General features: G+C 69.5%; 16 protein-coding genes. 7 read left to right on the top strand and 9 right to left on the bottom strand.

The window, feature by feature from the left end; all coding sequences use genetic code 11:
- Nucleotides 1–76: 76 nt before the first annotated feature.
- The 3 genes from IE225_RS17620 to IE225_RS17610 form a co-directional block, all read right to left on the bottom strand.
- The gene (locus tag IE225_RS17620; RefSeq protein WP_190058490.1) at nt 77–1,336 is read right to left on the bottom strand and encodes a CpaE/TadZ family protein; all 1,260 of its coding nucleotides are present in this window, start codon (nt 1,334–1,336) and stop codon (nt 77–79) included.
- A 9-nt stretch (nt 1,337–1,345) separates the two neighbouring features.
- Entirely contained in the window at nt 1,346–2,050 is a 705-nt protein-coding gene (gene cpaB, locus IE225_RS17615; RefSeq protein WP_190058489.1) for a Flp pilus assembly protein CpaB, read from the bottom strand.
- A gap of 118 nt (nt 2,051–2,168) precedes the next feature.
- Nucleotides 2,169–2,978, bottom strand: coding sequence for a hypothetical protein (locus IE225_RS17610; RefSeq protein WP_229879653.1), 810 nt, complete (start codon nt 2,976–2,978; stop codon nt 2,169–2,171).
- Between the two features lie 740 nt (nt 2,979–3,718).
- On the opposite strand from IE225_RS17610, the gene IE225_RS17605 reads away from it, so the two are divergent.
- Complete coding sequence (locus IE225_RS17605) at nt 3,719–5,356, top strand: chitinase (RefSeq protein WP_190058559.1); 1,638 nt, start codon at nt 3,719–3,721, stop codon at nt 5,354–5,356.
- A 395-nt stretch (nt 5,357–5,751) separates the two neighbouring features.
- Here IE225_RS17605 and IE225_RS17600 read toward each other — a convergent pair whose 3' ends face one another.
- The 3 genes from IE225_RS17600 to IE225_RS17590 form a co-directional block, all read right to left on the bottom strand.
- Nucleotides 5,752–5,973 (bottom strand): helix-turn-helix domain-containing protein, encoded by a 222-nt coding sequence (locus IE225_RS17600; protein WP_190058487.1) that lies wholly within the window; start codon nt 5,971–5,973, stop codon nt 5,752–5,754.
- Nucleotides 5,973–6,458, bottom strand: coding sequence for a DUF2975 domain-containing protein (locus IE225_RS17595; protein WP_190058486.1), 486 nt, complete (start codon nt 6,456–6,458; stop codon nt 5,973–5,975). The genes IE225_RS17600 and IE225_RS17595 overlap by 1 nt, the downstream gene beginning before the upstream one ends.
- A 97-nt stretch (nt 6,459–6,555) precedes the next feature.
- A complete protein-coding gene (locus tag IE225_RS17590; protein ID WP_190058485.1) occupies nt 6,556–7,557 on the bottom strand; it encodes an AraC-like ligand-binding domain-containing protein in 1,002 nt (333 codons plus the stop codon).
- Between the two features lie 751 nt (nt 7,558–8,308).
- Here IE225_RS17590 and IE225_RS17585 point away from each other — a divergent pair.
- Nucleotides 8,309–10,225: an arabinofuranosidase catalytic domain-containing protein gene (locus IE225_RS17585; protein ID WP_190058484.1), complete on the top strand. Its 1,917-nt coding sequence runs from the start codon at nt 8,309–8,311 to the stop codon at nt 10,223–10,225.
- Nucleotides 10,226–10,305: 80 nt separating this feature from the next.
- On the opposite strand, the gene IE225_RS17580 is transcribed toward IE225_RS17585, so the two are convergent.
- The gene (locus IE225_RS17580; protein WP_190058483.1) at nt 10,306–10,815 is read right to left on the bottom strand and encodes a GNAT family N-acetyltransferase; all 510 of its coding nucleotides are present in this window, start codon (nt 10,813–10,815) and stop codon (nt 10,306–10,308) included.
- Nucleotides 10,816–11,323: 508 nt separating this feature from the next.
- Between IE225_RS17580 and IE225_RS17575 the strand changes: the two genes are divergently transcribed.
- Genes IE225_RS17575 through IE225_RS17565 form a run of 3 tightly spaced genes read left to right on the top strand, consistent with a single transcriptional unit; the run spans nt 11,324 to nt 17,105 of the window.
- A complete protein-coding gene (locus tag IE225_RS17575) occupies nt 11,324–11,716 on the top strand; it encodes an SseB family protein (protein ID WP_373303212.1) in 393 nt (130 codons plus the stop codon).
- Nucleotides 11,713–12,360 carry a hypothetical protein gene (locus IE225_RS17570; protein WP_190058482.1) on the top strand — a complete coding sequence of 216 codons (648 nt, stop codon included), beginning with the start codon at nt 11,713–11,715 and terminating at the stop codon, nt 12,358–12,360. Before IE225_RS17575 ends, IE225_RS17570 begins: the two co-directional genes overlap by 4 nt.
- On the top strand, nt 12,360–17,105 hold the full coding sequence (locus IE225_RS17565; protein ID WP_190058481.1) for a putative T7SS-secreted protein: 4,746 nt from the start codon (nt 12,360–12,362) through the stop codon (nt 17,103–17,105). The genes IE225_RS17570 and IE225_RS17565 overlap by 1 nt, the downstream gene beginning before the upstream one ends.
- Nucleotides 17,106–17,162: 57 nt before the next feature.
- Here IE225_RS17565 and IE225_RS17560 read toward each other — a convergent pair whose 3' ends face one another.
- Both IE225_RS17560 and IE225_RS17555 read right to left on the bottom strand, forming a co-directional pair.
- Complete coding sequence (locus IE225_RS17560) at nt 17,163–17,822, bottom strand: hypothetical protein (protein WP_190058480.1); 660 nt, start codon at nt 17,820–17,822, stop codon at nt 17,163–17,165.
- Nucleotides 17,823–18,142: 320 nt separating this feature from the next.
- On the bottom strand, nt 18,143–19,846 hold the full coding sequence (locus tag IE225_RS17555; RefSeq protein ID WP_229879644.1) for a DNA methyltransferase: 1,704 nt from the start codon (nt 19,844–19,846) through the stop codon (nt 18,143–18,145).
- Between the two features lie 64 nt (nt 19,847–19,910).
- Between IE225_RS17555 and IE225_RS17550 the strand changes: the two genes are divergently transcribed.
- Together IE225_RS17550 and IE225_RS17545 are read left to right on the top strand one after the other, a co-directional pair.
- Nucleotides 19,911–20,150, top strand: a complete 240-nt coding sequence (locus IE225_RS17550; RefSeq protein WP_190058558.1) for a helix-turn-helix domain-containing protein — start codon at nt 19,911–19,913, stop codon at nt 20,148–20,150.
- On the top strand, nt 20,150–21,619 hold the full coding sequence (locus IE225_RS17545) for a HEAT repeat domain-containing protein (RefSeq protein WP_190058478.1): 1,470 nt from the start codon (nt 20,150–20,152) through the stop codon (nt 21,617–21,619). The genes IE225_RS17550 and IE225_RS17545 overlap by 1 nt, the downstream gene beginning before the upstream one ends.
- Nucleotides 21,620–21,906: the final 287 nt, after the last annotated feature.

Here is a 21,906-nt window from a genome sequence, read left to right as displayed (position 1 = left end):
TGGCGGAGGCCGCGGACCCGCCCCCGCGGTAAGGCCGTACGGGGCATCGTCATCCCCCTCATTCCACTCATCCCCCTCATCCCCCCTTGCTCCGGCGCCGCAGGCTCACCGCGCCGCGGTCGCCCCGCAGTCGGCCGCCGGCCGCCCGGTGGCCGCCCTCGCGGACCTTGACCAGCCCGAGTTCGCCGGCGAGGCCCCACAGCGCCTGCTTGACCGCGCTGCGGCCGTCGAGGTCGTGCAGGTGCCCGGCGTCCACGACGCCCTGCAACTCCTTGAAGTTGGCGGGGACGGCGGTGCCGGCGACCTTGGTGCCGGTGATCTTCTGGATGAGCGGGGGCTGGATCTCGCTCCCCCGGGTGTGCCGGTTGACGACGACGGTGGTCTCCTCCGCCTTGCGGATCTGCAGCCGGTCCCACAGCCGCACCATGCGTTTGGCGCCGCGTACGGCGACCACGTCCGGGGTGGTCACCAGCAGCGCCGTGTCGGCCATCTCCACCGCCGCCGCGCTCGCCCCGCTCATCTGGGCGCCGCAGTCGAGGACGACGACCTCGTAGCGGGTGCGCAGGGCGCTGACGATCTGGCGGGCGGCGCGGTCGGTGACGTCCTCGCCGCGTTCGCCCTCGCCGGGGGCGAGGAGCAGGGCGAGGCCGGTGTCGTGGCGGAAGACGGCGTCGGCCAGGACGCGTGGGGAGATGTCGCCGACGGCGGCGAGGTCGGCGACGGAGCGGCGGAACTGCACGTCGAGATAGGAGGCGACGTCACCGGTCTGCAGGTCCATGTCGACCAGGGCGGTGGCGTGGCCGGAGGTCTGGGCGGCCAGGGCGAGGTGGATCGCGGTGACGGTGGTGCCGACGCCGCCCTTGGCGCCGCTGACGGTGACGACGGTGCCGCCGACGCCGGTGTACACCTCCAGGCTGCCGCGGCCGAGGTGGCGCCGTACGCCCGTCGACCACTGGGCGACGGCCTGGACGCGGCTGGCGAGGTCCTCGTAGCCGAGCGGCAGGGCGACCAGGCCGCGGGCGCCGGAGTCCATGGCGGCGGAGAACAGGCCGGGACTGGCGTCGGAGGTGACGAGGATGACGCCCACCGCCGGGAAGCGCAGGGCGACTTCGCGGATCAGTTCCAGCGCCGGGACGGGGCCGATGCGTTCGTGGACGACGACGACCTCGGGCAGTTCGTCGACGGAGTCGGCGGCCAGGCGGGCGAGGGTGTCGACGAGCTGGGTGGAGTCGGCCACGGGGGTGAGCGGCTCGGCGTCCGGGAGCTGGCTGAGCAGGGTGGTGAGGGAGCGGACCGCGTCCGCGTCGCCGACGGCCGGGAGGATCCTCGTGGGCATGCGGGCCTCTCACTTGTCCTTGGCGAGTTCGTAGGTGCGGTCCTTGTCCGGGACGGTGGTGTCGCCGCCGGGCCCGACGAGCGCGAGCCGCACCCGCTTGGCGAACGACTCGGCGTAGGTGAGGCGCTGGGCGTCCAGGGTGGACAGGGCGAAGGTGATGGGGACGACGTCGGTGGGCCGGCCGCGGTCGCTCGCGTCGGGCTCCAGGGACGTCAGCCGGCCGACTTCCAGCACCCGCGCGCCGGTTACAATGATCTTGGATTGAGCGGGGTCACCCTCGCGCTCGCCCTCGAACGTGGCGTACACGTTCACCGTGGATCCCGGCGTGATCTTGCCGGCCACTCCGGTCGCCGCATCGATCATGATGGCGACCTCCTGCTGCCCCGGCTGCAGGGCGGGCTGGTCGACGATCATGTCGCTCTGCAGCAGGGATCCCTTGTGCAGCGTGGTCACCGCGATCTTGCCCCGGATCCGCGCGAGGTCGGTGACCGCCGTGGCCGACAGCCACCGCCTGGGCATCGACACCCTGCGGAACTGGTCGGCGTTCAAAGGGGTGTAGGGCTTCACCTCCGTGCGCAGTTCGTAGGCGGTGACCTCGGGGCCGACCTTCGACTTCACGTCGTTCACGACGGACAGGACCCCGGCGAACGCGCCGAGGGCGCACAGGACGGACAGCAGCAGCAGGATCACGCCGCGGCGCTGACGGGAGTTCATGGACCGTACGACCTCACGGGGGAGTTCGGGCGAGCGGGGACGGCGGACGGCTCCCCGGGCGGGGCATGCGGCCGCGCCGGGCGAGGCGGGTGACAGGGGGCACCCCGCGGCTGCGGGCTCACCCGACGGCTGCCCGGTCGTCGGGGGCGGGCGCGGTGGCGGAGCAGAAGACGCAGCGGTCGCCGATGACGTCCATGCCGCACCAGTGGCAGGTGCTCTGCCGTACGGAGGCGACCAGTTGGTACAGCACCGACAGGTCGGGCAGGTAGGTGCAGAACTCGACCAGTCTGCCGGTGCCCCACCAGGTCGCCGACTCGGCCGGCAGCGGCGCCTCGCGCAGGCCGAGCACCCGCCAGGAGGGCGCGAGCGAACCGGCCACCCAGTCGGACTGCAACTGCCCCTTGGCGACCAGCATCCAGGTGCCGAACTCCGGCCCGCTCAGCGCGGCGCCGGGGCCGAGGCGCACGAGCTGCGGCTGCGGATGGGCGAGTACGGCGAACTGGGCGCCCGGCACCCAGGACTTGGCGTGCGCCCGTAAGCCGACCGGCACCCGGTCCAGCCGTGTCACCGAGCCCAGCACCGCGCCGCAGTGCAGGTAGTGGGTCAGCAGCCGCCCCGCCGAGGCCAGCACGCCGGGCCCGATGTCGCAGGAGGCGAGCTGCCGCAACTGCCGGGCCAGCACGGCCAGTCCGAGCGGCGGCAGGTCCGGCCGGAACAGGGCGATGCGGTCGCTCTCCAGCAGGTTGCGCACGGTGCGCAGGCGCCGTTCGACGCCCGGGGGCGCGGCGCGCGAGCACACGACGATGACGTGCCCGTGCCGGTCGAGGAGCTCCTGCAGGTCCGTCAGGGACTGCTCGAGCGGCTGCCGGTGCAGGTCCCCGAGGACGGCGGCGGGCACGGTCCGTTCGTCCTGCGCGGGCAGCGCCATGTCGGCACTGGTCACGGCGATGGCAGTTGGCACGCGCAGCTCCCCCCATCCCGCCTGTCGTCGTCCCGGCCGGCCCGCCCCGGCCCGGCCGGCCGTCACGGCCCGCGCCCGGCTGGTCGCGCCGGTTGTCGGACGTCCGTCGTCCTTCGTCATCCGCTCGTCGTCCGGAGTATGCCCCCGGCACGGCGCACCGAGTCGACTTCGATGCGTGACTTCCTCGGTACTGTCCCAGCACTGTATCCACGCCTCTGTGACCGGAGAACAGCTTTCCGTAACAGGTGGGGGACCTTCTTGGGACTCCCGGGCACGCAAGCCGCGCCAAACCGGGGCAGGTTGACCGGCGGACGACGACCGGGAGGGCCGGAAGGGGGGTGGGTGGGGCCCGGAAGGGACGAAAGGGGCCGGGAGGGGATGAGGAACCACTCCCCTCTGGTCCAGACCTATTGACAAGGCAATTGGTCTGGACCAACTTGGACGCCAGTGTGGCCACCGCCCCCTTCCCCACCACTCCCCCACCGGAGGCCCCCGTGCACCGCGCGCCAGCCCCGTCCACCGCACCCCGGAGATCCGGTTCCGGAAAACCCGGCCTCGGAAAACCCGGCTCCGGAACGGCTCTTGGCATCACTCCCGCAGAAGCCGCCGGAAGACGCCGCCCTCGACGTCTTCACCGCCCTCACCGCCTGCCGGCCGTGTTCGCCGCGGCCGCCGCCCTCGTCGCGTCGGCGCTCGCGGCCACGGCCATGGGCACGGGCACGGCGTTCGCCGCGGCCACCGCGGACGTGAACAACGCCCGCAACGGCGGCTTCGAGTCCGGTCTGACCGGCTGGACCTGCTCCGCCGGCAGCGGCACCACCGTCTCCTCCCCCGTGCACGGCGGCGCGGCCGCCCTGAAGGCCACGCCCGCCGGCCAGGACAACGCCCGGTGCACCCAGACGGTCGCGGTCAAGCCCAACTCGACGTACACGCTCAGCGCCTGGGTCCAGGGCGGCTACGCCTACCTCGGCGCGACCGGCACCGGCACCACGGACGTCTCGACGTGGACCCCCGACACCTCGTCCTGGAAGCAGCTGACGACCACCTTCACCACCGGCGCCTCGACCACCTCGGTCACGGTCTACCTGCACGGCTGGTACGGCCAGGCCGCCTACTACGCCGACGACGTCACCGTCACCGGCCCCGACGGCGGCGGAGGCGGCGACCCCTCCCCCACGGTCCCGGCGGCGCCGGCCGGCCTGGCGGTGACGGGCACGACGTCCTCGTCGGTCTCGCTCACGTGGAACGCGGTGCCGGGCGCGACGGGGTACACGGTCTACCGCGACGGCGTGCAGGCGACGACGGCGACCGGCACGTCGGCGACGGTGACCGGCCTGCCACCCGCCACCACCCACACCTTCCAGGTCACCGCGAGCAACGCGGCGGGCGAGTCGGCGAAGTCGGCCGCGGTGACGGCGACGACGGCCGGGAGCGGAACCGGCGACGGCGGCTCGGGCTCCGTCCCGAAGCACGCCCTGACGGGCTACTGGCAGAACTTCGACAACGGCGCGACGGTCCAGAAACTCTCGGACGTCCCGCCCGCCTACGACATCATCGCGGTGGCCTTCGCCGACGCGACGACCACGCCGGGCGCGGTGGGCTTCACCCTCGACTCCGCCGGCCTGGGCGGCTACACGGTCGACCAGTTCAAGGCCGACATCAAGGCCAAGCAGGCCGCCGGGAAGAAGGTCGTCGTCTCGGTCGGCGGCCAGAACGGCACGGTGTCGGTCAACGACGCCACGTCCGCGGCGAACTTCGCCGACTCGGTGTACGCGCTGATGCGGACGTACGGCTTCGACGGCGTCGACATCGACCTGGAGAACGGCCTGAACGCGACGTACATGACCCAGGCGCTGCGCGCCTTGTCCGCCAAGGCGGGCCCGTCGCTGGTGATCACGATGGCGCCGCAGACGATCGACATGCAGTCGACGTCGAACGCCTACTTCCAAACGGCCCTCAACATCAAGGACATCCTCACGGTCGTCAACACCCAGTACTACAACAGCGGTTCCATGCTGGGCTGCGACGGCAAGGTCTACAGCCAGGGCACGGTCGACTTCCTCACCGCCCTGGCCTGCATCCAACTGGAGGGCGGCCTGTCCCCCGCCCAGGTGGGCCTCGGCGTCCCCGCCTCCACCCGCGCCGCCGGCAGCGGCTACGTGTCCCCCACAGTGGTCGACAACGCCCTCGACTGCCTGACCCGGGGCACCAACTGCGGCACCTTCAAACCGTCGAAGACCTATCCCGACCTGCGCGGCGCCATGACCTGGTCCACCAACTGGGACGCGACGGCGGGCAACGCCTGGTCCAACTCCGTGGGCCCCCACGTGCACGCACTGCCGTGACAGGGCGGTTTGCGAACCGGTGAGCGCGACGTGCGGTCCCGGAGCCGGGAGAACACGGCTCCGGGACCGCCGCTCGTCCCGGAGCCGCGCTGCCGACACCCTCGGTCAACACGGCCCTTCCGGCACGCGCCGAGCCAAGGGAGGTCGCTCCGGCCGGAACCGCGCACGCGGTCAGCGCGAGCACAACGACCAGGGCGCGCCGTACGCCGCGCGGGTCGCGAGGGCCGGGCGCCTCGGCCAGTCGCTCCAGCAGGCCCGGGGTCTCTTCGGGCACGGCCCCGGGATGCTCGCGGAGTTGGTCAAAGGCAGGCGGGATCGGCGACCACGTCCATGCGGTCCCTGTGCCGTGTCACGGGCCGGTGGTGCCGGGCGCTTTCACGCTGTCCTGGGGCGCATCATCCGCCCGCGGCATCCTCGGCCTCCCAGCGCAGCAGGTCGCCCGGCTGGCACTCGAGCACCTCGCAGAGCGCGGCGAGCGTCGTGAAGCGCACCGCCTTGGCGCGGCCGTTCTTGAGTACCGCCAGGTTGGCGGGCGTGATCCCTACGCGGTCCGCGAGCTCGCCCACGGACATCTTCCGTTTGGCCAGCATCACGTCGATGTCGACGACAATCGGCATCAGATCACCTCGTCCAACTCGGCCTGCATCTGTGCCGCTTCGATGTCGCGCGCGACGGCCTGGGCGAGCAGCGTCCGCAGCACGAGCACGATGAGCGCGACCCCCAGGATGCCCACGCCGATCCCGCCCATGATGACGGTGACGCCCGGGTCGTCCCGCTGGCCCGGCGCATTGAGGGCCGTGACCGCGAACCACACGAGGGCAGCCGCCACGATCGCGCCGATCACGCCGTCCACGTACCGGAAGGCGGCGTGCGAGAACACGGTTCCGCGTCGCACCATCGTCACCAGTCGCCCTACGCAGACCAGGGCGACCTGTACCGACACCATGCCCAGGATCGTGACCACGCGCAGCGGGGTCAGCGGAAGCGACCCGTCCTCCGGATCGGTTGCCAATGCCCACACCATCGACGCCTGCACGAACACGGTGCCGGCGAGCATCACCACGAGCACGGCACGCAGCGCACGCACTGTCAGCTTTCCCACGACCCATCCTCCCATCGAGTTGCGATGGAAATCTATCGAATATCGATAGGTGAAGCAAAGGCTGGGCCGGACCCACCCGGGGCCGGACGAGCAGGTCTCAGCCGAGCCGGTCCGCGGGCTTCCGTGCCTGCCGCCCTCCCAGACGGCGACGGAACTCGCCCGGGGGCATCCCGTAGCGCGTCTTGAAGGCCCGGCTGAACGTGGCGGCGTCGGAGAAACCCGCCCGGGCCCCGATCGCGGCGACGCTCCAGCCGGCCAACCGCGGGTCGGTGAGATCGGCCCGGCAGCGCTCCAGCCGCTGCTCCCGGATGAACTCGCCGACGGTTCTGCCGTCCTCGTCCTCCCGGAACAGGTAGTGCAGGGCGCGCGGCGACATGTGGTGGGCGGCGGCGACGGCCGCGGGGGTGAGCCCCGGGTCGCCCAGCCGGGACCGGATGAAGGACTTGATCCGGTGGAGTTGCGCCGCCTTTCGCGCCGCACCGGTCTGCGGACCGTCGGCCTGGCACAGGCCGGCCAGGAACGCCGTGGTGAGATCGAGCACGGCGGACGTCAGCCGCGGGATCTGCCCGGCGTCCAACTCCGGTGCCTGCGAGACGAGTCCGCTGAGCAACTGGCCCAGCAGGGCGCCGACGCCCGTGGTGGACGGCAGTGGGGTGGCCACCAGCCGACGGAGCGCCTGCTCCGGAACGGGCACCGCGCGCCGGGGCAGGTGCAGCACGATGGACTGGGCCGAGTCGTCCGTGGCGATCGACGCCCAGAACGGCTGGGAGGTGTCGTAGAGCACCAGGTCACCCGGGCGCGGGTCGACACGGTTGCCGCCCTGTTCCCTCTGCATGGTCCCTTTGACGATCAGGGCCAGCATCCAGAGTTCGGGGTCGGATTGCCGGATGAGGCGGCGGGTGCGAATCGACTGCATCGCGGGGAACGTGACGCTGGAGACGCCGATGCCGCCGTCCAGCGGCAACAGCGTCGCCGAGGCGGGGAAGTCGGAAACGTGTTCGGTGACGATGTCGTGCGGTGCCATGTCCCGGGCCACCAGCTCGCGGAACCAGCTGAAGCGCTCGGCCGCCGGCAGTTTTCGGCTACAAAGCGTCAGCATCCTTATGTCCCACCCCCGTGCGGACCGCCTTGCGTGCAACGGCGAAGCACAGCTTTTCCACATGCCCAGTCTCGCACCCTCAATGCCCGGAAGAATGCCCGGAAGCGGCGCGTAATGCGTCAAGGTCGGCAGTCAAGGGCGGCAGCGGTGAGCCCGCCGGCCGCGGCGGCCGGTGGATGGCGGGCGGCGCCTCGCGGCGCCGGACCGCACCACGTCCGGTTCGTCGTGCGCGGAGTGCCAACGGTTCCTGCGCTCCACCTCAATGACCGCAGCGCCCGGGGCGGCGACGATGGGCTCGTAGGCCGCCGTACCACGAACCGTGGGGGAAAGCGGCCGCGGCGGCTAGGCGGAGCCAGAGGAGGAAGACGGGGAAGCTCTCCCGCTCCGCCTAGCCTGTCCACCCCCGGGCCACGAGGGCGGCCGCCCGAAGACGGGAACGGGGATCCACGCAGCGTCGTGCCCGTCCCGATCGCCGCGAACTCTCCGACGAGCATCCGGTGGCGCCCAGCAGCAGTCCGCTCCCGCGTCCGATGCCGCTGCGTGCGGTCGACCATGATCGGCCGCGATGGGCAGGGGCCACGAGACCCGCGCGGTGCACATATCCAACACGTTGCCCCAAGAGCAAAACTTCTCATAAGGCCAAAGACACAAAGCTTGACGGCAACCACCAGCGCGCCTACGTTCCGCAACGCCGCCGACGCTCCAACTTGACGGCCAGAAGCCGGAGTCGCCCCTCACGAAGGAGCACAGCATGCGCGCGGAGAGACCTTCCTCATCCACAGCCACAGCCGCCCGGGACGCCGCCCCCGAAACGCTCCCGCGTTCCGGACCATCCGCACGCCGTCACGGACCGCTGACGCCGGCCCTGGCCCTCGTCGGTCTCCTCCTGGGCGCCCTGCTCGGCCTGCCCGGGACGGCGCGGGCCGCCGGTGCGCTGCCCTGCGACATCTACGCCGGCGCCGGCACTCCCTGCGTCGCCGCGCACAGCACGGTGCGCGCGCTCCTCTCCTCCTACGACGGCCCGCTGTACCGGGTCACCCGCGCCTCGGACGGGGCCGGCGCCGACATCGGACTGCTGTCCCCGGGCGGTTATGCCGACGCCGCCCGCCAGGACACGTTCTGTGCCGACACCACGTGCACCATCACGAAGATCTACGACCAGACCTCGCGGCACAACGACCTGACCCCGGGACCGGCGGGGACCTCCGGTATGGGCGCGGACCGGGGAGCGGACGCCTCCGAGATCGCCGTCACCGCCGGCGGGCACAAGGTGTACGGCGTGTGGATCTCGCCGGGAGTCGGCTACCGCTACACCGGGGTCGCCTCCGGTGTCGCCGTCAACGGGCAGCCGGAGGGCGTCTACATGGTGGCCAGCGGCACCCACGTGGGCTCCGCGTGCTGCTTCGACTACGGCAACGCCGAGAGCACGCCGGCCGACACCGGCAACGGCCACATGGACGCGGTGAGCATCGCGACCACGTGCTACTTCGCGCCGTGCACCGGTTCCGGACCCTGGGTCGAGGCGGACCTGGAGAACGGCATGTTCCAGGGCGACAACGGCTCCAACCCCGCCAACCTCGGCAACGGCAGCACCTACGTCACGGCGATGCTGAAGAACAACGGGCAGACCCGGTACGCGCTCAAGGGCGGCGACGCGCAGTCGGGCGGGCTCACGACGTGGTGGGACGGCTCCCTCCCCACCCGCGGCGGCTACCGGCCCATGCACCAGGAGGGCGGGATCATCCTCGGCACGGGCGGCGACAACAGCAACTGGAACATGGGCACGTTCTTCGAGGGCGTGATGGTCTCCGGCTATCCGACCGACGCGGCCGAGAACGCGGTCCAGGCCAACATCGTCTCCGTCGGCTACTCCGGCCGGACGAACGTGCCCAACGGCCCGCAGGGCACCGTCACCGGCCCGGGCGGCACGTGCGTGGACGTCGCCGCCGACGACACCGGCACCAACGGCGCCGCCGTACAGCTCTGGGACTGCCAGTCGTACGCGGAGGACCAGCACTGGACCCACCGCGCCGACGGTTCCCTCGTCACGCTCGGCCGGTGCCTGGACATCAACGGCAACGGAACCGCCAACGGCACCAAGGTCGAACTGTGGGACTGCAACGGCGTCGGCGGACAGAAATGGATACAGCAAAGCGACGGCTCACTGCTCAACCCGCAGTCCGGCCGCTGCCTCGACTCCCCCAACGGCGCCACCGCCAACGGCACACGGCTGCAGATCTGGGACTGCAACGGCTCCGCCGCCCAGAAGTTCTCGGTCGACGGCGGTGCCCCGGTCGCCGGGCCGGGCGGCACGTGCGTGGACGTCGCCGCCGACGACACCGGCACCAACGGCGCCGCCGTACAACTGTGGGACTGCCAGTCCTGGGCGGTCGACCAGCACTGGTACCACCGTGCCGACGGCTCTCTCGTCACACTCGGCCGGTGCCTGGACATCAACGGCAACGGAACCGCCAACGGCACCAAGGTCGAACTCTGGGACTGCAACGGCGTCGGCGGACAGAAATGGATACAGCAAAGCGACGGCTCGCTACTGAACCCTCAGTCAGGCCGCTGCCTCGACTCCCCCAACGGCGCCACCGCCAACGGCACACGACTGCAGATCTGGGACTGCAACGGCTCCACCGCCCAGAAGTTCCGGCTGAGCTGACGGCGGGGTCCCCCACCAGGCGCCTGGTGAGTCCCCCGGCGCCTGGTGAGCCGTGGGTCGTGGACCGTGGGCCGTGCCGTTCAGGCCAGGTCCGTCCGCGGGCGCACAACCCAGTGGTTGGCCGTGAGGACCCGCCCCGCGAAGGTCACGTCGACCTGGGAGACGAACCGGAAGCCGACCGAGCGGCAGATGCCGTTCGACGCCGCGTTGTCCGTCGCCGGGAAGGCGTGCACGGCGCCCCAGCGGTCCTGGTCCCGGGCCTGTTCGAGCAGGGCGCGGACCGCGCGCTTGCCCAGCCCCCGCCCCTGGAACTCCGGAAGGACCATCCACCCGATCTCGGAGATCGGCCCGTCGTCGGTGTCGTGGGACCAGAGGGTCACCGTCCCCGCCACCACCTCGGGCCGGTCCGGATCGGGAACGATCATCTTGATCCACGCGTGATCCGCCGCCGCCTCCCGGGCGTCCCGCCGGACCTTGTCCGCCATCCCGTCGCGCGGCAGGGGGCCGCCGAGGCCGGCCATCATGGCGGGATCGCACCGCATCCGGATGTAGGCGTCGACGTCGTCCGGTGTGACGTTGCGCAGCAGCACGGGGCCTCCTCGGTTCCGCCGGGAACGGTCCCACGGTCCCACGGCCGGTGCGCGGAACGGGCGAGTCTGCGCGCGCACGGGGGTCCGTGGACACGCGGTGTCCGCAGGTGCCCACGGTGTCCGCGGTTGCGCACGGTATCCATGTGCGCAACCGGTGAGGCGGCTCAGGGCGGAGCAGAGCGGCCGCAACACCGCTTCCGCTCCCACTCCCGCTCCCGCATGTCCGCGTTGCCTCCAGCAAAGCGCTGATGTGATGATTTCCGGCATGGCTGATCACGGGGGCAGCGACAGCACGGCAGGGCACATACGCCGGTCCCGGCTCCTCGACTACGTCGATACGGCAAGGCCCGGAACGGAAGTTGACGGTTCGTCGGCAGCGGCACCACCCGCCCACCCCACGGCACCGTCCCCTCAACCGTCGGAAGCCCCTGCCCCATCGGCCGCGACTCCGCCCTCCGCCCCTCCCGCCGAGCCGGCCGACGTCGCCGCCAGGCGCCGCGAATTCGCCGTGCTGCTGGGCGAGTTCCGCCGTACGCCCGTCCTGCTGCCGCTGGACGAGGACGAGGTCCCGCTGACCGCGGACTACGGCGGCATCCGGTGGATCTACGCCTTCTCGCACGAGGAGGCACTGGCCCGATTCGCGATCGCGAGGGGCGGAAGCCGGCGGGAGTGGGCGTATCAGCGGGTGCTCGGCGCCCGGTTGCTGGACGCCGCCGTACCGGCGGTCGGGGTTCCGTGCGGCGTCGCACTCGACGTCGGCAGTCCGGACGGTGTGCTGTTCCCGCCGGTGTCCGGGATCGTGCCGGACGCGGCGGCCGTGGACGTGGAGCACCACCCGGCGGCCGTGGACACGGAGCACCACGGAAAGCTTCAGAGGATTCAGGGGGAGGCACCGCAATGAGCGGTGGCAACGGCGGCAACGGCGGCAACGGTGGCAACGGCAAGGACCTCCAGGTCGACGGCCTCGATCTCATCGCCCAGGGCATCACGAACACGCTGAGCGAGCTGGAGCAGCTCGGTCTCACGGGTTGGGCCGGCGCGGGCCGGGGTTTCTCCGAACTGAAGCTGTCCGGTCTGGAGTTGGGCCACGACGACCTGACATCGGCGTTCGCGTCGTTCTGTGAGCGCTGGGAGTGGGGCGTGCGGGCGCTCGTCGAGGAGGGCAACGGCTTCGCGCAGGCGGTGGGCCTGTCGGCGGGGACGTTCCACGAGACCGAGCAGTACCTCGAGGGTTCCTTCAAGGTGCTGGCCAACTCGCTGATCGGCAACCCGTACGCCACCGAGGACGAGGTGACGAAGACGAGCTGGGGCGGCCTGGCGGACGGCAACGCGTTCGCGCACCCCGACTACAGCGCGCAGCCCTTCCGGCACGCCGCCGACGTCGGCGAGCAGAGCCTGGAGCAGGCGAAGCAGGACGTCCTGTCCGCCCGGGTCGTGGGCGGCCTGCCGGGCCCGCAGCTCGCGCGGGACGCCTTGGAGGCCTACGCCGAGGCCCGGTACTCCGATGAGCAGCACTCCGACGAGCAGGGGGAGGACGCCCGCTGATGGGGCTCGGCGACTACCTCGACAAGGCGGAGCACGCCTGGGACGCGGGCAAGAAGCTCGTCGGCGAGGGCATCGACAAGGGCACCGACGTCGTCGGCGACGTCCTGGACCGGGCCGGGGCGCACGGCTGGGCCGACAAGGTGGAGGACGTCGGCGACCGCATCGCCTCCGATCTGGGCGCCACCCCGGGCGAGCGGCAGCTCGGGGAGACGGACGACCCCAAGGAACTGGTGCACGGCGACGCGTCCGCCATCCGCGCCACCGCCAAGCACCTCAAGAACTTCCACAAGGCCTTCGACAAGGTCGGCCAGGGCATGCGGAAGCTGGACTCCTCGCACTGGAAGGGCGAGGCCGCCGACACCTTCCGCGAGAAGTTCGCCCTGCACCCCGTCAAGTGGCTGCACGCCGCGGACGCCTGCGACAAGGCGGCCACGGCACTGGAGACGTACGCCGACACCGTCACCTGGGCGCAGGGCCGGGCCGAGGAGGCCGTCAAGCTCTACCGGAAGGGCGTGAAGGCGTCCAAGGAGGCGGCGGAGACCTACAACGAGCGCGTCGACGCCTACAACGCGGCCGTCGAGAAGGGCGAGGACCCCGGCCCGCGTCCGGGCCCCTTCACCGATCCCGGCAAGGCCGACGTCGCGCACGCCCGGGAGATCCTCCAGGACGCGCGCCGCCAGCGTGACGACGCCGCCGGCACCGCCGCGCGCTCCGTGCGCGCCGCCCTGGCCCACGCCCCCGCCAGGCCGTCCGCCGTGGACCGGCTGAAGGCCGACTACGTCGATCTCAGGGCGGCGGAGGCGGTCGAACTCACCCACGTCCTGGGCGGTGTGGTCAAGGGCGCCGGTGACATCGTCGACTTCGCCCGCGGTCTCAATCCCACCGACCCCTACAACCTCACCCACCCGGCGGCCTACCTCGAGAACGCGAGCATGACCCTCGCCGGTCTGGTCGGTTCCGCGACCCACCCGGAGCGGACGGTCAAGGCGGTGTACGAGGACTTCACGAAGGACCCCAGCGAGTACTCCGGCCGGGTGCTCCTCGACCTGATCGGCACGGACGGGGCCGGGCTGGGGCGCCTCGGGCTGCGCACGGCCGCCAAGGCGACGGAGGAAGCCGGCGCGGCCGGGATCCGCCGGGGCGTGGAGAGCGCGGCGGAGCGGGCGGAGCGGAACGCGGGGCACACCGCCCGGGACCGGGTCTCCGACGACCCCCACGGGGTGTCCCACGAGCAGGACTCCGTCCACAGCGACGGCACGGACCCGATCAACCTCGCCACCGGCAGGATGTACCTGCCGCAGACGGACGTCGAACTGCCCGGCGCCCTGCCCCTGGTCGTCAAGCGCCGCGTCGAGTCCGGCTACCGCTTCGGCCGCTGGTTCGGTCCCTCCTGGTCCTCGACCCTCGACCAGCGCCTGGAGATCGACTCCGAGGGCGTCGTCCTCGTCACCGAGGACGGCCTGCTCCTGGCCTACCCCCATCCCGCCCCCGGCCTGCCCACCCTGCCCGGCCACGGCCCCCGCCGGCCCCTCGCCCGCGTGGACGGCGGCTACACGGTCACCGATCCCGCCACCCGCCGCACCTGGCACTTCGCCGACCGCGGCGACTCCCTCGCCGTCCTGGAGCAGATCGACGACCGCAACGGCAACTGGATCACCTTCGAGTACGACGCCGACGGCACCCCGCTGGCCATCGTCTCCAGCGCCGGGCACGAGGTCCGCGTCACCACCGAGGCGGGCCGGGTCACCGCACTCCACCTGGCCGCCACGGGCCAGGAGCTGAAACGGTACGGCTACACCGACGGCAACCTCACCGAGGTCGTCAACTCCTCCGGCCTCCCCCTGCGCTTCACGTACGACGACGCCGGCCGCGTCACCTCGTGGACGGACACCAACGGCCGCGGCTACACCTACGCGTACGACGACCGGGACCGCTGCGTCGCCGAGGGCGGCTCGGCCGGCCACATGAGCCTGCGCCTGACGTACGGGGACCGGGACCCGGAGACGGGCCTGCGCACGACGACGGCCACGACCGCCGAGGGCCACACCCGCCGCTACCTCGTCAACGACGCCTGCCAGGTCGTGGCCGAGATCGACCCCCTGGGCGCGGTCACCCGCTACCGGCGCGACCGCCACCACCGCCTGCTGTCCGTCACCGACCCCCTCGGCCACACCACGACGTACGACTACGACGACGCCGGCAACCTGGTCTGCGTGACCCGCCCGGACGGGCGGCGCGCGACGGCCGAGTACGGCGCGCCCGGCCTGCCGGTGAAGGTGGTGCGGTTCGACGGCACGGTCTGGCACCAGACGTACGACGACCGCGGCAACCGCACCTCGGTCACCGACCCGGCCGGCCTGACCACCCGCTTCACGTACGACGAGGCGGGCCGCCTCACCTCCGTCACCGACCCGGCCGGCCACACCACCACCGTCCGCTGCGACCGCGCGGGCCTGCCGGTGTCGGTCACCGACCCCCTGGGCGCGACCACGACCTACGAGCGCGACGCCTTCGGCCGCCCGGTCGCGATCACCGACCCGACGGGCGCGGTGACGCGCCTGGAGTGGTCGGTCGAGGGGCAGTTGCTGCGCCGCACGGCCCCCGACGGCACGACGGAGTCCTGGACGTACGACGGCGAGGGCAACTGCACCACCCACACCGACCCGCTCGGCGGCGTGACCCGCTTCGAGTACACCCACTTCGACCTGCTGACCGCCCGCACCGGCCCGGACGGGGTGCGCCACGAGTTCGAGCACGACACCGAGCTGCGCCTGACCAAGGTCACCAACCCGCAGGGCCTGACCTGGAGTTACGCGTACGACCCGGCCGGCCGTCTCGTCGCGGAGACGGACTTCGACGGCCGCACCCTGACGTACGCCTACGATGCGGCGGGCCGCCTGACGTCCCGCACCGACGCGCTCGGCCAGGTCGTGTCCTTCGAACGCGACGCCCTCGGCCGGGTCGTCCGCAAGGACGCGGCCGGGCGGGTCACGACGTACGCCTACGACCTGACCGACCAGCTCGCCCAGGCCACGGGCCCCGACGGCACGACCCTCACCATCCTCCGGGACCGCCACGGCCGCGTCCGCTCGGAGACGGTCGACGGCCGCACCCTGACCTACACGTACGACGAACTGGGCCGCCGCACGGGCCGTACGACCCCGACCGACGCGACGACGAGGTGGACGTACGACGCGGCCGGCCGCCGCACGGGCCTGCTGTCCTCGGGCCGCCCCGTCGACTTCACCTACGACGCGGCCGGCCGCGAACTGTCCCGCCGCATCGGCGAGACGATCACCCTGGAGCACGCCTTCGACACCGCCGGCCGCCTGACGCGCCAGTCGGTGACGGGCCCGGCCGGCCGCCGGCTGCAGCACCGCTCGTACCACTACCGCGCCGACGGCAACCTCATCGGCATCGACGACCAGCTCTCCGGCCCCCGCCGCTTCGACCTGGACGCGGCAGGCCGGGTCACGGCCGTGCACGCGGCGCACTGGACCGAGACCTACGCCTACGACACGGCCGGCAACCAGACCCACGCCTCCTGGCCGGCCACCCACCCGGGCGCCGAGGCCACCGGCGAGCGCGCCTACACCGGCACCCGCCTCACCCGCGCCGGACGCGTCCGCTACGCACACGACGCCCTGGGCCGCATCACCCTGCGCCAGAAGACCCGCCTGTCCCGCCGACCCGACACCTGGCGCTACGAATGGGACGCCGAGGACCGCCTCACCTCGGTCGTCACCCCCGACGGCACCCGCTGGCGCTACACCTACGACCCGCTGGGCCGCCGCACCGCCAAACTCCGCCTGGCCCAGGACGGCGAAACGGTCGTCGAACGCGTCGACTTCACCTGGGACGGCACGACCCTGTGCGAGCAGACCACCACCTCCCCCGACCTGCCTCACCCGGTGGCCCTCACCTGGGACCACCAGGGCCTGCACCCCATCGCCCAGACCGAACGCCTCCTGCCCGCCGCCGACGCCCCGCAGCAGGAGATCGACTCCCGCTTCTTCGCCATCGTCACCGACCTCGTCGGCACCCCCACCGAACTGGTCGACGAACGAGGCGATCTCGCCTGGCACACCCGCACCACCCTGTGGGGCACCACCGCCTGGGCGGCGAACAGCACCACCTACACTCCCCTGCGCTTCCCCGGCCAGTACTACGACCCCGAAACCGGCCTCCACTACAACTACTTCCGCCACTACGACCCGGAAACCGCCCGCTACCTCACCCCCGACCCGCTCGGCCTCACACCTGCCCCCAACCCCGATGTCTACGTCCACAACCCGCACACCTGGGTAGACCCTCTGGGTTTGGCCCCGGACTATCCGAAGGGGGAAAAGGGAAATCCCTTTGATCGTCGCGAGGAAGCAGAGCGTGCCGCGTTTGAGGTAGCCGGAGTCCCCTACGGGACATCACCTGACGCGGAGTGGAGTGTAATGGGGGACAAGACACTGAAGCACCTGCCAGGGCATGTGTATTCACCTGACCCGACACACTGGGGAGAATTCCGTCAGTTCGAAACGGAGAGCGGCTCACGCGTTATCGTGGAGCATACGCACGACCCGGCAGGACCACACTTCCATGCAGGGGCTCCCAAGGGGTTCACCTCCGAGGACCGAACCAGGAACGGAGTTAATTTTGGATGGGACAACAGTAAGCAAGGCTACGAAACCATGGAACGGTACCGCGCTCTGAACAAGCCCGGCGGGGATCACCACTTCTTCTACAGGCGATAGGAGGACGGAGTGACTACAGACAACGCGGAGATCTATTCTCGCCTCCGCGCTGCGGGCCTAGAGGTGATCAATTCGGTCGCCGCCGGAAGACCCAGCGTTACGGAGGCGTTTCGTCGAGTAGTCAACGTTGAAGTCAAGCCCGTGCAGCGGATTTCCGCAGGAATCGCGAAAGCCGACCAGAAGGCGTACAACGCCTGGAAGACCCATGCGCAAAGCGGAGGCGTCCTGGCCGATGATGGAACTTTCCTTGTCGCCGGTAGCCTGAAGCACGAATGGATCCACGTCAGGTTGACCGACGCAATAAATATCTCTGCACTGAAGGATCCAGACGGCGAGCTCCTTTTCGTCACACGTTCCGCGAGCGGCCACCGCGTATGCGCGGTGAGCAAAGAAGGCGGCGAGTACTGGATCCTCGTCGAGGATTTCTCCTGATAATTCCAAAGGTTTTCGCTGCCTGGCCTTCGGCCAACGTCCAGACATACCAGCGGACTTCGCCCGAGCCGAGTAGATCGAGCCCAGTGCCCTTCCACCTGTGGTGACATGCGTATCGATCAGGCGGGAGATCGTCGGACCGGAGGCAACCGGCCCGAACACGGCCAGCTCGGCCTGCAACATCACGATGTCGGCCAGGTAGTCCCCGCCGAGCGCGACCGTCGGCACAAGGCCAGAAATATCTTGCCCAAAATCTTGGGCGATCAGCGGTTTACGCCACGGCACCGGTGCCGCAGATATCGCCCGGTCAAGGCCAACCTTGAAAACCGCACCTATCGGCGGTTTCGAGCAATTCTGGGAGACGATCTGGCAGACGCCGCTCTCAACATGGACACGCGAGTAGGACCCGATAAGCTTCTTGACCTAGAAAGCACCTTCGACTTCAAATGGAACAAACCTCAGCAATCCTCATTCTCGTTACTCAGAGATATTTTCACTCACCTGCCCGCTTGCCGGACAGTCGGCTTCATGAAAGCGCGAGGCTAAAAGCCAGAAGGGCAGCCACCCCTTGTTGAGGCGGCGGCCCCTCTGGTTACTCAAAGCGCCTACTCGGGTTCGACCAGTAGGCCCGTCTTCGGGTCGATGCTCCACCCGTCATCCAGCAGCGTTACCGTCACTGTCTGCAGGTTGAGGTCCGCGACGCTCCACCCTTCCCGAAGCGCACGGCGAAGCAGCTCCAGGTACAGATGGCTCGGGGAGGCAGGACCGGGAGCGCCAGCAAGCTCTCGCGTCGCCGCAGCAACCTCCGCAGCCGTCGGCTGCTTGAACGAAGCCTCGGCGTCATCCTGCGGAACCATCGTCAGGACAAGGTCGAGCGTAGCGACGTGCTCGAAACCTGAGGCCAGACCTTTCACGGAGCGCTGTCCCTTATTCAGGATGACAATCTTCTCCGGCTCGATGCGCAGGCCGGCTGCTGCGACTGCTCGCTGGACCACTGCCCAGATCTTGCCCGAGGAATTACCGAAGACCATCGAAATGCGCCCGCCGGGCTTCAGGATGCGGCGGCACTGCTTGAGCGACTCCGTCAGCAGTGTCTCGTACCGGTCCGCCGTGCGTTTCGTGCCGGTGGAGCGATCGATCACCGCTTCCTTGCTGACATCCGTAAAGCCATCCAGCCAACCCTCCTGGAACAGAGCCATATCCGCGTAGAAGAGATTCGAACCGAACGGCGGATCCGTGAACACGTAGTCCACGCTCGCATCTGGCAGGGATAGCTCTGCAGCGCTCTCCGTGACGTACTCAACGGGCACCGTGTCCGCGTCCACGTTGCGCATGAATGCCTGCGCCCGGATCCAATCATCAGCCTTCAGTACGGCGGTCGTCTTACGCTCGAATAGCTCGAAGACGTTCCACTCGTAGAAAACCGGGGCAATGTAGTAGTTCTGGTTCGCGGCGTTCAGTGGGCGTTTATGCGACCACTGGTACCGCTTACTCGCCCGAGTCAGCGTCGCGGTGAATGCGAACAGCAGCTTTTGACTAAGGGCATGGTCCTCAAGCCCGCGGATTTCGTCGTACAGGGCCACCAGAGTGCGCAGATTACGCGGCGAGTAGAACGAAGCCACGGTCGTATAGCCGCTTTTTCCCAAAGCAGACGCCCGGTACATCTCTCGGTCAGGCGTAATTTCAACGCGGGGGAAGTCCAGGCCGTCGACGTCGACACTCGGCGCAGCAACCGCCGGCTGCTCACGCTGCCTGGGGGAGCACGCGCAGTTGACGTAGTCGACCACAGGCTGCTCACCTACACGCTCGAGCCTGCTCGAAATGTGGGCCGCGCAATGAGGACAGACCATCTTCGGCTTCAACCACTTCGCAGCCTCGAGCGAGTGGTAATAGTTCACGGGCTTCTCACAGCCCGCACACCTCACCAGAACGCTCCAGACGGTCTTCGCAAGCTGGCCGGTTCCACCGCACCCACTGCAGGGGACCTCATAGATCTTGCCGACAGCATCCTTGGCCCGCTTGATGACAGCCTGCGCAGCCCTGGTAAACTCGCCCGCTTCGACCATATTAATGTAATTAGAGCCGATGTGACGCCCCAGTACTGAAATGTCCGACAGGCGGGCCCGGCGCCCAGTGATCCGTGCTGCTACCCCCGTCATGCCAGACCCGGCGAACGGGTCGACCACAACGCCGCCAGGCGGACAGTAGGCCTCGATGAACGGCACAATGGCAGGCACGGGGACCTTCGTCAGGTAGGCGTGCGCGAGATAGACAGGGTCACCACGGCCCACCACGATCTCTTCAGCCATGCCAGCAATGTTACTCATAGTCTGTAGACCCATCGTCTGCACCGTCCTAGCGTCCTTGGACATCATGACGCAGGCGTCCGACAAACTCCGCATCCAGCGGCAACGCGAGGCGTTCGGCCACCGTGTGCGGGAGCAACGTCTCTTGGCAGGTCTCTCGCAAGAAGAGCTCGCGGAAGCTGCAGGGATCCACCGCACCTACGTCTCTTCGCTGGAACGCGGTCAGCGCAACGTAAGCCTTGACAACATCATTGCCCTCGCGCGTGCGCTCAAGGTCGATGCTGCACAACTACTCGAAGGTATTTGATGGGCTTCAAAGAAGACGCTGATTTCGCTCGGTTCCTGAGCATGGGGGTCCACGCCGCCGACGCGATTACACAAGACCTCGAACGCAATCACGGGCACCGCATTATCGAGCTCGAGCGGTACGCCAAGGCCAACAAGGTATGGCAGACGAAGGTCAAGCGCATGCGCCTACCCGACCTTATGTGCGTTAGCTGCGGGCGCCGTTTCGAGTGCAAGGGAAAGACAAAGCTTGAGGTTAAGCTTTCCGACTCCACACTGCCAGGCCGCACCTGGCGCGACGGAGGCATGCGCCTAGACGACATATTCGCCTTCGCGCGTGTCGACATGAAAACAAACCCTGTGAGAGTGTCCAACCTTGTCTACGTGACTCGGCAGAGCTTGGAAGATGCTCTGAGGTCATCCAAGGAGGGCAATCGAAAGTCCGTGTCCGAGGGGTCGGAAATGGACCGCAGGTGGCCGATGTGGGCCCCAAACTATGCTGGCGAGGTCGTCACCGTCGACCACGGCCTCAAAAGGATTCGCGTCACGAAGGGCGCCAGCACGTATCTCTATGGAGGCGGTAGCCGTTGGAGTACGTTCCACACGTTGCCAGTAGGGACGGCATTTGAGGCTGGCCAGCCGGTCGCATTCTGCTTCCGCATGGCCGACTCGGTCGCCTGCGCCGGCGACGGGTCCTGGAACTGGCAGAATGACCTCCTTTCGACTGACGATGACATTCGATTCCCGGCCGTCAAGGCGGCCCGGTTCCTTGGCACAGAGCCGGTCGAGGACATCCTCATCGGCATAGCGGACGACGAGGCCAATGACTGGCGCCTGCGCCTCGAAGCACACGCTAGCCTCGCCCCCACGCGCCCCACGTCCGTTGCTGCGCTGCTCATGCTCGCTAAAGGTGCTGACTCGACCGACGAGGAGCGCATGGAGGCGGTGTTCTCCCTGTCGGAGATCAATTCCGAGGAAGCCGTGGAGGCGCTGTACTCGGTTGCCAGCAACACTGAGCCAACGTTTCCGGAAGAGGTGCGTGCAGCTGCCGCCTGGGGGCTCGGGACTGGGGCCCGCAAGACACCCGACAAGCTCATACACCTCGTCAACGATCCCAGCGTACTTGTCGCGACGCACGCAGCGGCGGTTATGCCGTCGGACCTGCCCCAGAAGTGCCTGGACGAGCTCCTCGACTGGCTTCGTGCTGATGACTTGCGCCGGGCCGCTACCGCTGCGCACCTGCTGGCTGAGCGCAACCTAATCGCCGAGCTCGTAAACGCCCTTCAGACAGCGCCGGAGGGCGTCCGCAGGCTGATCGTCTTGGCGCTCGGGGATACCCCACGTGAGGCCGTTTCCGGCCTGCTGAACAGGCTCGACGCTCAGAGCCGTGCCGGCATCGCTACCCTGTGGGCGAAGGGCGACGACTGGCTCCGTCAGCCGGACACGGACGGCATTCTCCGCGCCCTAAAGCTTCAGACGCTTCGCCGATAGCAATGGTTCGAACACTACTCTGCATTCTGGCGAACCCACCTGTTGGTGATGGCGCCCGTACTCGCGCTCGAGTCGCGCTCGCAGGCGAACTACTCGGCTACGATGCCATTACCATCGGCAATCTTTTCGCTATCCCATCGCCCAGCGTTACAGACATCGCCATCCTTGGGACGGGCGCTGATGGCTGGCTGACGGCTCGTGTAGAGCTCCAAGCGCAGCTCAAGGCCTGCGCCGGGGTGCTACTCGCTTACGGCGTAGCAGCTCCGACGGGTCCCGCGCGCCATTAC

Origin of the sequence: Streptomyces echinoruber, assembly GCF_014651135.1 — a bacterium.
GTDB classification, from domain to species: domain Bacteria; phylum Actinomycetota; class Actinomycetes; order Streptomycetales; family Streptomycetaceae; genus Streptomyces; species Streptomyces echinoruber.
The sequence above is the reverse complement of the archived record's forward strand: the minus strand, read 5'-3'. Positions and strand labels throughout refer to the sequence as shown.